The organism is Bacillus sp. 7705b, from assembly GCF_002289525.1.
Classification (GTDB): domain Bacteria; phylum Bacillota; class Bacilli; order Bacillales; family Bacillaceae; genus Bacillus; species Bacillus halotolerans.
The window spans coordinates 120,106-133,997 of the sequence record NZ_NSDH01000048.1; the positions used below are offsets into that span (position 1 = coordinate 120,106).

Consider the following 13,892-nt stretch of genomic DNA (forward strand, 5'->3'; position numbering starts at 1 on the left):
AGTTATAAGTTTGTTAAAAACCCACTCACTATTTTACCAAAAAAACGCGGCTGTTCCACATGCACTGTATGGCCTGCTTCAGGAACAATCTCTATTCTACTAGATGGAAGCTTCTTATGCACCTCTTGATTAATGGCGCAAAACTTTTCGTCCCATTCTCCGCAGATGAGAAGCACAGGCGCCGCAATATCTTTTAACCGGCTCCACCAGGAAGGCTGTGAACCGGTGCCCATACCGATTAAACTGTTGGCCAGTCCAATGTTATTGTTTCTCAGACGGCCCGACCGTATCCTTTGCCGAACGTCTTCAGCAAGCCGCTGCTGCGTCGAAAACAAAGGGATGCCTTCCCAATAGTCCACAAAGGCTTTGATCCCGTCACGCAAAATAAAATCGGCAAGCTTCCGATCCCGCAAGATTCGTTCTTTCCGTTCCCCGAGGGTTTTAAGGCCGGGTGTCGTGCTTTCGAGCACAAGCGCTGATATCCGTTCGGGGTATGTCATGGCAAAGGAATATGCAAGCCTTCCCCCCATAGAATAACCAATAAGTTTCACTTTGTGAAGTTTTAAATGATCAAATATTTCGGCAAGGTCTGAAACCTGCCGGCTCGTACTATATCTTTTTCCATTCAGCGGGGCATCACTTTCTCCGTGCCCTAAGCAATCAATTTTGATGACACGGGAATCAGGCAGCAACTGGTCCAGAAAGGCCCAGGATTGTTTGCTGCCGGTAAACCCGTGCAGACAGACTATGGCATCAGAAGCATTCGGCCGATCATCTGTCACAGCATAGCGGACGCCGTCTGCAACAGTTATGCTTACAGTTCCCATTGTTTTTTCACTTCCCGCACAGCCTCATTCAGCATATCACGATGAAGCTGAACTCTTGATTGGCGATCAGTTTTGATTTCTATAATGTGAAGGCCGGGCTTGTCAGCCTGCGGTGCGTATGATGCTTTAAACTCATCCCACGAAGCCGGGCATGAATACGTGCCCCCGTAAAGCTCAGCCGCATGCTTGAAATCGAGCCCGGTCGGCGTGCCGAACAAATCTTCAAAGTGTGTCTTTTCAGATGCCTGCGGCAAAAATGAAAAAATCCCTCCGCCGTCATTGTTCACGAGGATCACAGTAAGCGGAATGCCCAGTTTTTTAGCCGCCAGCAGCCCGTTTAAATCATGATAAAAAGACAAATCCCCGATCACGAGTGTCACAGGTGCTTTTGTTCCTTCACAAACGCCCATGGCAGAAGAGACAACACCATCAATCCCATTTGCGCCACGGTTTGAATAGATACGGAAATTGCGGTCCTGATTTTCGAAAAACGTATCGACATCTCTGATTGGCATGCTGTTTCCGACAAACAGCGAGCTATTTTCAGGCACAAGATGCTGGAGGATTCGATAGAGGTTGCCCTCAAATGAAACCTCTTCACTGCTGACCGTTTGCAGATATTCACGGAAACGCTGATTCACGATCTGCCATTTTTCCAGCCATTCCGATGTTCGATCCATTCCCGTATGCTCAGCCATGATCGCATCGGCAAAACTAGACGGACTGCAGTGAATCATATGTGCGCTTGCCTGTGTCGGGTCTCTCCAGCCGCCATCCTCATCAATCACAATCTGCTGAATGGCCGGGTCATCCTTCAGCCACAAAAAAACCGGCTTTGAAACAGGCATCGGTCCGAAACGGATCACGACATCAGGCCGCAGTGCTGACTTCAGCTCATCATCTTTCAAAAATGAGTCATACGCATCTATAACGGTACTTTTATCATGGACGCCGTTCCGCAGGTTAGACAGCGGGTCAGCTAAAATTGGATAATGCAGCGCTTTTGACAGCTCCACAATTTTTTGCTGATCAGCATCACTGTGGAGTTCCCCGCAGACAATCATGCCTTTTTCGGCCTCTTTCAATATCATAGCCACGTCAGACAGAGAGTCCCGGTCCACGGATTGCGTACCCGTTTTCACTGACACGTGACGCCCAGTTCTCATTCTTTCAAACGGCTGATCAGAAAGGTCAGGCATCAGCGGCTCACGAAGAGGTACATTCACGTGCACAGGCCCCATTGGACGCTTTTGCGCTTCCCCGGCGGCACGGCCTGCCAGCGTTCGGATATATCTCAGCATATGCGGCGACTCTTCGGGCAGAGCAGAGTCTGTGAAAAACTTAACAAAGTTACCGAATAAGAAGTGCTGATTAATGGCCTGCGGTGCGCCTACTTCACGCAGCTCGTGCGGCCGATCAGCAGTTAACACTATAATCGGTACTCTTGAATAATGGGCTTCAATCACAGCCGGATAAAAGTTGGCCGCGGCTGTTCCTGATGTGCAAATCAGAAGCACGGGACGCTGCTGTGCTTTTGCCAGCCCTAATGCAAAAAATCCGGCAGATCTTTCATCAATTTGGATATGGACGTTGATATCCGGATGCGCGGCAGCAAGAATTGCCAGCGGTGTAGATCTTGAGCCCGGACAAACGACAGCGTCCGTAATTCCGGAAAGGGCGAATTCATCAATAAAGCTTCCGATGTAATGAGTAATCGGGTTCACTGTCAACGTCTCTCACCTCCCAGTGCAGAGATCATCGGCTTTAACTTAATCTGTGTTTCTTCGTATTCCGATTGCGGTTCAGAGTCTTCCACAATGCCGCACCCGGCAAACAGGCGTGCTGTGCTGCCTTCAATCAGCCCTGAACGGATGGCAACAGCAAATTCTCCGTTATCCTGACTGTCAATCCAGCCGACAGGAGCCGCATACCAGCCGCGGGACATCGGTTCGATCTCTCTGATCACTTCTACAGCTTTTTTCTGAGGTGCTCCCCCAAGCGCCGGTGTGGGATGCAGTTTCTCAATTAAGTCAAAAAGCGAAGCAGACGCGTGAAGCTGTCCGACAATCGGCGTAAATAAGTGCTGGACGCTTTTCGTTTTGTACAATACAGGTTCGTCAGGCTTTTCAACGTCAGAACAGTTTGATACAAAAGCGTTATGAATCATGCCTACAACAATGTCATGCTCCAGCAGATTTTTCTCATCGTTTAATAATTCAAGGCCGATGCGGCGGTCTTCTTCTTCATCGGAGCCGCGCTTTATGGAACCTGCCAGACAAGTAGACATGACAGTGTTGCCGTCTCTTTTGATCAGTCTTTCCGGGGATGCGCCGACAAAGGTTTTGCCTTCTTGTTCGATTGCAAAAACATAGCTTGTCTGCTGATCGGTCAAAAGCGTTTTAAGCACCGGTTCCATTTTGACCGGACCGTCAAACGTGAGCAGCAGCTCTCTGGCAAGAACCACTTTATCATAATGATTCTCTTTAATTTGGCTTGTTGCCGTTTCGATTGCTTTTAGCCAATCAGACTTATCCAGCTCCTGAGATGCTGTCATCACAGCCTGATCTTCTTGATTTAAATCGGGGACCATAAATTCCGCTGCAAAAGCTTTTAAGCCTTCCAAAACAGCTTCTGCATCATCTTCTCCGCTGACCCATCTGTTGACTGTTAAAAACGAACTGTCATTAGACATTGTCAGCATAAGCGAAGGCACAAAGAAATCCCCTTCCGAGAAATGGTCCCATTGAGTACCTCTTTCTTCGTAAGGGTCAAAGGAAAAGCCTCCGAATAAGACAGGTCCCACTGCAGAATGCTGCAGCTTTTCTTCTTCATAAATATGAAAAGCCGTCTTTTTAAAGCGCTCCCATTGTTCAAAAACCTCGCGATACCGCTCGTCGTTTTTTTGATTCGTCTGGAAAACAGCTTCTTTGCCAAGACCGACTATTGTCAATTCACTTTCAGGTTCTGACCAAAAAAATCGATTGCCTGTATATTTTTTTGCTCCGTAATTGAAAAATGATAGAGGGTCAAGAGACTCAATTTGTCTCGAATAGCTTATTAAGACAGCATGGTTGACTTCTTTGGCTTTATGTAATGCATGTAGAACTTCCTTTCGGAACGTACGCTGCACCGTTGTCACCATGAGACATTCCTCCATAATTCTTAAAATGCTTTTAATACCATACACCTGTGTCTACATTGTGTCAAATACACAGATCATGCAGTCCAAATGGCCTGCCTTACCTATTATAAACCTAATTGCAGAAATGAAAAAGAAACAAACCTTAAATTTCTTTCTCCACTGATAGCAAAGCTTGTATCCGCTTACCATATAAGGAAAATCTCCTATATTCCTCCACAAGGGATTTATGAAAGTTCTCAGGCGATCTGTCCATACTAAAGGTATGCATTACAGAGAAACGAGGCGATCATATTGCTTACAAACGAACAGCTTCAGCATTTAAAAAAGGAACTTGAACAAACGAAAGAAGATATATTGAACCGCTTCAAAGACAATGACCATTTTCAGCTCAATTCCGCTTTTCCATATGATTCGTGGGGTGAGCTTTCTGCTTATGACAACCACCCAGGCGATCAGGCGACAGAGCTTTATGAGCGAGAAAAAGACATTGCTCTTGATTTGCATGAACGGGAGCATCTCCGGGACATTGAGCATTCATTGAAGGCGATAGAAAACGGCACGTACGGGATTTGTGAGGTCAGCGGAAAAGAAATCCCTTATGAACGTCTTGAAGCGCTTCCGACTGCCACGACGCTCGCAGAGTATTCATCACAGGATGTCGTTTCCAAAGACCGTCCGATTGAGGAAGAAACACCCTTCGGTCAATTTGAATTTGACGATGATGAAGAAATCAGAGCGCCTTATGACAGTGAAGACTCCTACCAGGACGTTGAAAAATACGGAAACTCAGAAACACCGCAGGACATGGAAAATCCACCGCTCAGCTATGATGATATGACAATGAATGCCGAAGAAAATATCGGCAATACAGAATCATATGAGAATTTCATTGCCACAGATATTACAGGCAAAGAAATTACAGTGTATCCAAGCAGGGCACATGAACGTTATGAGGAAGAGCTGGATGAAGAAGGCATCATGACGACGTTTGGCGACCTCCATGCAGATTGACACCCCCGGGAAAAAGTTAATGTCTGCATTTGTATACAAACCGTATAACTGCAGCTCATCTACATCATCACCCCCGCATACCGCGGGGGTGATCTATCCAAGATAAAGGGAAAGTACATGTAAAATAAATACATACCGGAGGAAACACATGAAAAAGATGATCGGCGCAATCGTAGTTTTTATCATTACATACGCACTGTTTTCAGCCGCAGACTTTCTATTTCCGATCGACCAAAGTTGGTATCATTCACTGAAAAAGCCAGACTGGACGCCAAGCGGGTCAACGATCGGCATCATCTGGGCCGTCCTGTTTGCACTGATTTCTCTTTCAGCTGCCATTGTTTTTGCCAAATGTTCATTTAAAAAGGCCAAAAGCTTTTGGCTGGCGTTTTTGATCAATTATGTGCTTAATCAGGCATTCAGTTATTTTCAGTTTACGCAAAAGAATCTCCTTGCCGCATCCATTGACTGCCTGCTTGTCGCCATAACAGCGCTGGTTGTAATCATCATTGCAAAAGTATACAGCAGGGCCGCAAGCTGGCTTCTAGTGCCTTATTTTTTATGGAGTGCCTTTGCAACTGTCTTATCCTTTACGATCTATTCAATGAATCTTTGAACAAAAAAAGCCGCTCAAACAGCGGCTTTTTTACACCATCGGCTTAATTCTCCAAATGTGTTTCGCATATTCGTGAATCGTCCGGTCGCTTGAAAAATAACCTGAATGGGCAATGTTTAAAATCGAACGCTCTGACCACTTTCGCCGATCTTGATAATCGGCTTGAACACGCTCCTGGGCATCCGCGTATGAACTGAAATCCTTCAATACAAAATACTCGTCATTATGCGGCAGCAGCGAATCATAGATGGATTCAAATTCATCGGCTTCACCTTCAAAAAAACCGTTGATCAGCTGATCTGCTACCTGCCTGATTCTGCGGTCATGCTGATAATACTCCCTTGATCTGTAGCCTCCGTTTTCCTGGTAGGAAAGAACGTCATCCGCTTTCAAACCAAAAGTGTAAACACAATCAGCTCCGACCCGTTGCAGCATTTCAATATTCGCCCCGTCATGCGTGCCGATTGTCAGCGCGCCATTCATCATAAACTTCATATTTCCTGTACCGGACGCTTCCTTGCTTGCAGTCGAAATTTGTTCACTTACATCTGATGCCGGAAAAATCTGCTCCGCCATAGAGACCCTATAATTTTCTAAAAAAACGACCTTGAGCAGCTGCCTCACCGCCGGGTCATAATTTACTTTCTCCACAACGGAATGAATCAGTTTAATAATTTTCTTCGCGTAATGATAGCTTGGTGAAGCCTTTGCTCCGAAAATAAAGGTTTGCGGATAAATAGAAAATCCCGAATCCTCCTTCAGGCGGTTATACAAATACATAATATGAAGAACATTCAACAGCTGCCGTTTATACGCATGAAGCCGTTTCACCTGTACGTCAAATATGCTGTCCGGATTTACAGCCACTCCGGCCGTGCAAAAAATCAGATCAGCAAGCTCTTGCTTTTTTCTGCTTTTGTTGTTTTGGAACTGCTCAATAAAAGCGGGATCAGTAGCGTACGGTTCCAGCCGAATCAAGGATTCAGGCTGTTTTATCCATTCATCGCCTATCGCATCCGTTATCATCGCGGACAAGCCGGGATTAGCTTTTAACAGCCAGCGCCTATGGGCAATTCCATTTGTTTTATTGTTAAACCGATTCGGAAACATCAAATGAAAATGACGCATCTCCCGTTCCTTTAAAATGTCAGAATGAATTTTGGCAACTCCGTTTACACTGTAGCTTCCCACTATTGCGAGATGAGCCATTTTGACAACACCGTGCGCCGTAATCGCCATATCCTCTATCCTTTTCCAGTCACCGGGATACTTCTCCCAAACCGCTCTGCAAAACCTCTCATTAATCTCTTCAATAATCATATACATTCGCGGGAGCAACGGCTTAAATAAATGAATCGGCCATTTTTCAAGCGCTTCTGACAGTGTCGTATGATTCGTGTAAGAAATCGTATGTACCGTGATATGCCAGGCATCATCCCAGCTCATGTTTTCTTCATCAAGCAAAATCCGCATCAGTTCAGGCACAGCAAGTGCAGGATGGGTGTCATTAATATGAATGCTTACTTTTTTATGCAGGCCATATAATGATTGATTCGTTTTGCGGTAATTGTTCACAATGCTTTTTAAACTTGCACATACTAAAAAATACTGCTGCTTCAGCCGTAATATCTTACCCTCGTCATGCGTGTCATCAGGGTATAAAAATTCAGATACAGCTTCTGTTTCCCGTTTATAAGACAAAATATTGCCGCCATGATAATGCGCATAAGGCTCGGCGTTCCAAAGTCTTAACGTGTTGACTGTGCCCGTATCGTATCCGATGATCGGGATATCATAAGGAACGGCGGTAATGATTGTTGCTTGCTCATGACGAAAATGCAGACGGCCGTTTTTTTCAGTCATATGCACCTCGCCCCAAAACGGCACGTCAACCGCTTGATCAGCATTTCTTACTTCCCACACATTTCCGTTTTTCAGCCATTGCTCAGGCAGCTCAACCTGATGCCCGTCAACAATTTTTTGTTCAAATAAGCCATGCTTATAGCGAATCCCCATCCCATGCCCAGGCAAGTTTAACGAAGCCAGAGAATCTAAGAAACAAGCTGCCAATCGCCCCAGACCTCCATTCCCAAGCCCTGCATCACTCTCCATATAAAGTATCTCGTCTAAACTGATGCCGATCTCTTTCAGACCCGCTTCCACTACATCCCGAATACCGAGATTCATTAAATTTTGTTCAAGGAGCTGTCCGAGAAGAAATTCAATCGACAAATAGTATGTCTGCTTTCCGGAATTGGACCTGCTTCTTTCATTTGTCTGGATCCAATCAGCGCTGATGTACTCTCTGATCATATTGCCTAAGGTTTTATATTGATCAAGCCTGGAAGAGTCCTTAAAGCTTTTCCCGCACGTCATTTCCAGACGCTTTAAAAATAAGGCTGCAAAGCGTTCTTTACTCGAGAACATCCCGTCCACTCCTTGTCACATGCTCGAAAATGCGCTGATACTGTTTGGCTGATTGTTTCCAGCTGTAATCTGCATTCATTGCGGTCTTCATGATGCTCTTCCATACATCCTTTTGGCGATAAAACGACAGCGCCCTCTCGATCGTAAATTTCAGATCGTGAGCATTAAAGGCTGAGAACGTAAAACCGTTGCCTGTGCCCTCTTCCTCCCGGTAGGAACGGACAGTGTCATAGAGCCCGCCTGTTTCTCTGACAATCGGAATAGCGCCATATTGAAGCGCGATCATCTGCCCCAGGCCGCACGGCTCAAATTTCGACGGCATCAGAAACAAATCCGAGCCCGCATAAATCTGATGGGCAAGCGGCTCATCAAACCCAATATACGCCCTGCATTTATCGTGAAATGCAAATTCAATGTACCGGAAGTAGTCCTCAAATTCCCGTTCCCCCGTACCGAGCACAATCAGCTGTATGTCTCTCTCCCCCAGCAGCTCGTGCATCATTCTCTTAACAAGATCAAGCCCCTTCTGTTTGGTCAGCCTTGTTACCATACTGATCAGCGGAATATCTTTTCGTTCCGGAAGGCCCATCCGCCGCTGGAGCTTCGTTTTATTTTCTTCCTTTAAATCAAGACGTTCAGGATCGTAATGCATCTCAATATACGGATCGCTCTCTGTCTGATAGAAAGAGTCATCAATACCGTTTAAGATCCCTGTTAAATCTTTTTCCCTATGCTGCAAAACTGGCTCAAGCTGCTCGCCGTAATACGGCGTTAAGATTTCATTTCTATAAGTCGGGCTCACCGTTGTTACATGATCAGCAGCGAGAATCCCTGCTTTCATAAAATTAACAAATCCATTGCATTCTAATCTCTCATAATGAAAATGACTCATGTCCAGACCGAGCAAGTCATGTGTCACCTCAGGCGGGAATATACCTTGAAACTGCAAGTTATGGATCGTGAGCACACTTTTCATCTGCTTATAAAAAGGGCGCTTGCTGTATTCCTCTTTCAACAAGTAATTGACCATCGCTGTATGCCAGTCATGAGTATGAATGATATCGGCTTGAAAACTCACTGCTTCTGCCGCTTCCAGCACAGCTCTTGAAAAATAAGCAAAACGCTCCCCATCGTCAAAATGCCCGTACAGGGAATCCCTTGAGAAATAATATTTATTGTCGATAAAATAATAATTCACACCATCTTCAGCCAAATGTTCAATCCCGCAATATTGCTGACGCCAGCCAACAGCAACCGTACATTCAGCTGTTTTCTTCATACGCTTTTTCCAAGGATCAGGAATTTGACTGTATTTCGGCATGATCACCGCTACGTCGTTCCCAAGACGAGAAAGCACTTTGGGCAGCGCGCCGGCCACATCGGCCAGGCCTCCTGATTTTACAAACGGGATACATTCTGAGACAGCAAATAACACCTTCAAGAATTCATCAGCTCTCCTTGCACCAAACCTTTTTTTAATACGAGCGGCTGCTCCTCCGTTCCCGCAGCTTCAGTTGTATTGCCGATTTTGACATCTTTATCAGCAATCACCTGCTCCAGCAAACAATCCTCACCAATCTGCGTTTTTTGCATAATAATGCAGTTTTTCAGTTTTGTGCCTTTCCCGACATGCACCGCCCTGAACAAAATGCAGTTTTCGACCTCCCCCTCAAGCACACAGCCGTTTGCCACTAAAGAATTTCTAACAGTGCTGTTCTTCCCGTATTTCGTTGGGGGCTCATCCTTCACTTTTGTATAAATCGGCTGCTGAGGCAAAAACACCTGCTGCCAAAAACGCGGCTGAATAAGCTCCATACTGTGGGTATAATACTTTTCTACAGAATCAATAACAGCTGCATATCCCGAATATTCATATGGGCAAATGGTCAATGCGGGGGCTTCTTTTTCAACAACCTCCTGAATGGTTCTGTATCCTTTTTCAATATGTCCGTAAATCAGATCTTTCAAGAGTTCAGAAGACATGATATAGATTTGCAGCGACTGACCGTCCTGAAAGACCTCGGTAATGTCACAGCCCGCCTCCTGATGTCTTTTCAGCACGTATTGAAATTGAATGTTGCACACAGTATGGCTGTTGGTGATGACGGCATATTGCTGTGTGCTTCTATGAAAGTAATCAAGATGATCAGAAAACTGGCGAAATGAACCGAATTCATTATACTCATCATGCAAATGCGGTGACGGAAAAAAAAAGAGGCCGTCCTTTTTTCGGTGCAAATCCCATTCCTTCCCTGCTCCAAGATGATCCATAAGAGACCGGTAGCGATATTTCGGAAAAATCGCCACACTCCTAATGTCCGCATTCACCATATTGGACAGCATAAAATCTATCAAACGGTATCTGCCAGCAAAAGGAATCGCACCAAGCGACCGCTGTGCGGTTAAATCCTGAAGAGAATGCTTATATGTGGTTTCATCTATAACACCTAACATTTGATTATTGATCAACTGATTCTGCCTCCTCTTCAGTCATTAAATCAATTCTTTCTCTACAAATTCCTCCGAAACAAGCAGTACCTCCTGAATGTCTTTTTCAGATTTAATCACTGCGCCATCCGGAAGCACTAAGCCCTTGGGCACGATAGCATTCTCAATCACGACATGCTCACCGATTGTCACATCCGGCATAATCACTGAACGCTTGACCGTTGCGTGCTTACCGACGGTGACACCTTGAAATAGAACGGAGTGAGACACATTCCCATAAACAACACACCCCTCATTCACAAGTGAGTCATGAACCTGCGCCTCAGGCGAAATAAATTGCGGAGGCTGATTCGGATTGACAGAGTAAATCTTCCAATTGCGTTCAAACAGCCTTAGCTCAGACTGGTCTTTCAGCAAATCCATATTGGCTTCCCATAAGCTCTGCACCGTGCCGACATCCTTCCAATATCCTTTAAACGGATAAGCGGAAAGCTTCTTTTTCTCCTCCAAAAGCAAAGGAATGATGTCTTTGCCGAAGTCATGGCTTGAATACGGATTCCGGTCATCCATCTCAAGGTATTGCTTCAAGAGCGGCCAATTGAAAATATAAATACCCATGGATGCCAAATTGCTCTTTGGAAATTTAGGCTTTTCATCAAAATGTGTGATTATCCCGTCTTCATTTGTCTTCATGATGCCGAATCGGCTCGCTTCTTCCCATCCTACTTCAATCACGGAGATGGTCACATCCGCTTTCTTTTCAATATGAAAATCAAGCATTTTGCCGTAGTCCATTTTATAAATGTGATCGCCTGATAAGATCAGCACATACTCAGGATCGTACTGGTTCAGGTAATTGAGATTTTCATAAATTGCGCTTGCCGTCCCTTTATACCATTTCACTTCGGATGACTCGGCATAAGGAGGCAATACCGTAACGCCGCCATTGTGCCTGTCAAGATCCCATGCACTGCCAATGCCAATATAGGAATTCAGCTCCAGCGGCTGATATTGCGTTAAGATGCCTACTGTGTCTATGCCTGAATTCGAACAGTTGCTGAGCGTAAAATCAATAATCCTGTATTTTCCCCCAAAAGATACGGCCGGTTTTGCCATGTTTTTTGTTAATCCGCTGAGACGGCTGCCCTTCCCGCCGGCAAGGAGCATAGCCACACATTGTTTTTTCATTCATTTATCTCTCCTCTTTTTTTCACCGCCCGCATAATCGAAATGCCATAAGGGGGGATTGTCATTGTGATATAGCACGGTTTGTGATGAACAGCTCCAGCTTTGGCTGCCAACGGCTTTTTATTCAATTGACCTGAGCCCCCATATTTTTCATTATCACTGTTCAACACTTCGATATATTGGGTAAGAAAGGGAACGCCAACATCGTATTGATGATAGACCGAGGGTGTAAAATTACATAAGATGATAAGCGCCTCACCGTGCCGTCTGCCATACCGAATAAAAGAAAAGATTGATTGCTCCTCATTGTGGACATCAATCCATTCAAATGATTGAGCACGATGGTCATTTTCATAAAGGATTTTGCTTTTTTGATAAAGGCGGAGAAGATCTTGAGTAAAAACACTTGCTTTTTGATGCATGGGGAAGGAGTTCAAAAACCAATCAAGCTGCTCTGTATCTTTCCATTCATCGAATTGGGCAAATTCTGATCCCATAAAAATGAGTTTTTTTCCGGGATGAGCCGTCATATAACCGAGTAAAAGCCGATATTGGGCAAATTTCTGCCAATAGTCGCCAGACATTTTATGAAGAAGTGATTTTTTTCCATAGACGACTTCGTCATGAGAAAATGGCAATACAAAATGTTCACTAAACGCATAAAGCAAGGAAAAAGACACAAGCTGATGGCAGTGCCGCCTTTGTTCAGCAGGCGTCTCCATATATTTCAGCACATCATTCATCCAGCCCATATTCCATTTAAAATGAAAGCCGAGTCCTCCTTCCTCAACAGAACCTGTTACTTGAGGCCATTCGGTGGAATCTTCCGCTATCATCATGACATGCGGATATGCCTCCCGCATTGTTTGATTTAGCTTTTTTAAAAATTCAACTGCATAGAGATTCGTATGGCGTTCATCCTGATTTGGCCAATACAGCATATTAGCCACCGCATCGACCCTAAAACCATCTATATGATAGAATTCCGCCCAGTACAACGCATTAGAAATTAAAAAACTATGAACTTCCGGTTTTCCTAAATCAAAGTTAGCGGTGCCCCACAGCCAGTTCTCCCTGTCATGCTCTTTTTGATATTCGTAAAGAGGCGCTCCATCAAACATATAAAGCCCATGCGAATCTTTACAAAAATGTCCGGGGACCCAATCAAGTATGACGCCGATGTTTGCCTGATGGCATTCATCAACAAACCTCATCAAATCATGAGGCGTGCCAAATCGGCTTGTCGGGCTGTAATACCCTGTTGCTTGATAACCCCAAGAGCGATCATAAGGATGTTCATAAACGGGCAGCAGCTCGATATGGGTAAATCCCTGCTCTTTGATATAAGGAATAAGAGACTGGCCTAATTCTTCATAGGAGTAAAGCGTGCCATCGGGATGCTTCTTCCATGAACCAAGATGAAGCTCATAAATAAAAACCGGCTTTTCATATATCGTTTTAGCTTTTTGCTTCTTCTGCCACTTTTGATCATTCCAGCTGTACCCTGCAAGTTCGTAAGTAAGAGACGCCGTATTCGGTCTTACTTCTGAATAAAAAGCATACGGGTCTGCCTTCAGCATGGTCTCTCCGCTATTTGTCACGATTTCATACTTATATCGTTCCTTTTCTTTCAAACCTGGAACAAATAACGTCCAAATGCCATGATCATTAACTTTCTGCATAACATGAAGCTCACCTGACCAGCTGTTAAAATCTCCAGCCACTCGAACTTCTGACGCATGAGGCGCCCACACACAAAATTCATACCCGCTTTGGCCATTCAGCTCGCGATAATGCGAGCCAAACAGCTGATAGCTTTTAAACAGACTGCCTTCGTGAAAAAGATAAACATCATGTGCTGTTGGGCTGGCAGCGGCCATGTAATCATCCTTTCTGACATCATAGTTTTCATTTATATTATTTATTCGTAGAAATAAAAAAAAGCCCTTTCTAGAAAGCGCTTATATTTATTGACATAAAACTTCATTTTCTGAAGAAAAACAAAAGATATGGAGTTTTTTGTTGTAAATTTGATATAGAATAAAAAACAAAATCAGACGCATATCATATAGTTTTAGAAAACAAAAAAACCTTGCAGGATATGCAAGGTTTCAGGATGACCCGTACGGGATTCGAACCCGTGTTACCGCCGTGAAAGGGCGGTGTCTTAACCGCTTGACCAACGGGCCGTCATGGCGGAGAAGGAGGGATTTGAACCCTCGCGCCGCTTACA

10 protein-coding genes and 1 tRNA gene are annotated in these 13,892 nt (G+C 44.7%); 2 read left to right on the plus strand and 9 right to left on the minus strand.

Annotated elements, in window-relative coordinates:
• Window positions 1–2: 2 nt before the first annotated feature.
• From menH to CJU60_RS18640, 3 genes are read right to left on the minus strand one after another with little or no spacing between them, the layout of a single operon-like run.
• Entirely contained in the window at window positions 3–827 is an 825-nt protein-coding gene (gene menH / locus CJU60_RS18630) for a 2-succinyl-6-hydroxy-2,4-cyclohexadiene-1-carboxylate synthase (protein ID WP_095714586.1), read from the minus strand.
• Window positions 815–2,557: a 2-succinyl-5-enolpyruvyl-6-hydroxy-3-cyclohexene-1-carboxylic-acid synthase gene (gene menD / locus CJU60_RS18635; RefSeq protein ID WP_095714587.1), complete on the minus strand. Its 1,743-nt coding sequence runs from the start codon at window positions 2,555–2,557 to the stop codon at window positions 815–817. The genes menH and menD overlap by 13 nt, the downstream gene beginning before the upstream one ends.
• Window positions 2,554–3,969 (minus strand): isochorismate synthase, encoded by a 1,416-nt coding sequence (locus CJU60_RS18640; protein ID WP_095714588.1) that lies wholly within the window; start codon window positions 3,967–3,969, stop codon window positions 2,554–2,556. Before CJU60_RS18640 ends, menD begins: the two co-directional genes overlap by 4 nt.
• A gap of 291 nt (window positions 3,970–4,260) precedes the next feature.
• Here CJU60_RS18640 and CJU60_RS18645 point away from each other — a divergent pair, with 291 nt between their 5' ends.
• Both CJU60_RS18645 and CJU60_RS18650 read left to right on the plus strand, forming a co-directional pair.
• Complete coding sequence (locus CJU60_RS18645; protein WP_024122606.1) at window positions 4,261–4,980, plus strand: yteA family sporulation protein; 720 nt, start codon at window positions 4,261–4,263, stop codon at window positions 4,978–4,980.
• A 148-nt stretch (window positions 4,981–5,128) separates the two neighbouring features.
• A complete protein-coding gene (locus CJU60_RS18650; RefSeq protein WP_095714589.1) occupies window positions 5,129–5,596 on the plus strand; it encodes a TspO/MBR family protein in 468 nt (155 codons plus the stop codon).
• Window positions 5,597–5,626: 30 nt separating this feature from the next.
• Here the strand turns inward: CJU60_RS18650 and glgP are convergent, their stop codons facing one another.
• The 6 genes from glgP to CJU60_RS18680 form a co-directional block, all read right to left on the minus strand.
• On the minus strand, window positions 5,627–8,023 hold the full coding sequence (gene glgP, locus CJU60_RS18655) for a glycogen phosphorylase GlgP (RefSeq protein ID WP_095714590.1): 2,397 nt from the start codon (window positions 8,021–8,023) through the stop codon (window positions 5,627–5,629).
• On the minus strand, window positions 8,010–9,464 hold the full coding sequence (glgA, locus tag CJU60_RS18660) for a glycogen synthase GlgA (RefSeq protein ID WP_095714591.1): 1,455 nt from the start codon (window positions 9,462–9,464) through the stop codon (window positions 8,010–8,012). The genes glgP and glgA overlap by 14 nt, the downstream gene beginning before the upstream one ends.
• On the minus strand, window positions 9,461–10,492 hold the full coding sequence (gene glgD / locus CJU60_RS18665) for a glucose-1-phosphate adenylyltransferase subunit GlgD (RefSeq protein ID WP_095714592.1): 1,032 nt from the start codon (window positions 10,490–10,492) through the stop codon (window positions 9,461–9,463). The genes glgA and glgD overlap by 4 nt, the downstream gene beginning before the upstream one ends.
• Before the next feature lie 24 nt (window positions 10,493–10,516).
• Window positions 10,517–11,659 carry a glucose-1-phosphate adenylyltransferase gene (locus tag CJU60_RS18670; protein ID WP_024122609.1) on the minus strand — a complete coding sequence of 381 codons (1,143 nt, stop codon included), beginning with the start codon at window positions 11,657–11,659 and terminating at the stop codon, window positions 10,517–10,519.
• Window positions 11,656–13,539: a 1,4-alpha-glucan branching enzyme gene (glgB, locus tag CJU60_RS18675; protein WP_095714593.1), complete on the minus strand. Its 1,884-nt coding sequence runs from the start codon at window positions 13,537–13,539 to the stop codon at window positions 11,656–11,658. The genes CJU60_RS18670 and glgB overlap by 4 nt, the downstream gene beginning before the upstream one ends.
• A 237-nt stretch (window positions 13,540–13,776) precedes the next feature.
• Window positions 13,777–13,848, minus strand: a tRNA-Glu gene (locus tag CJU60_RS18680).
• Between the last annotated feature and the right edge of the window lie 44 nt (window positions 13,849–13,892).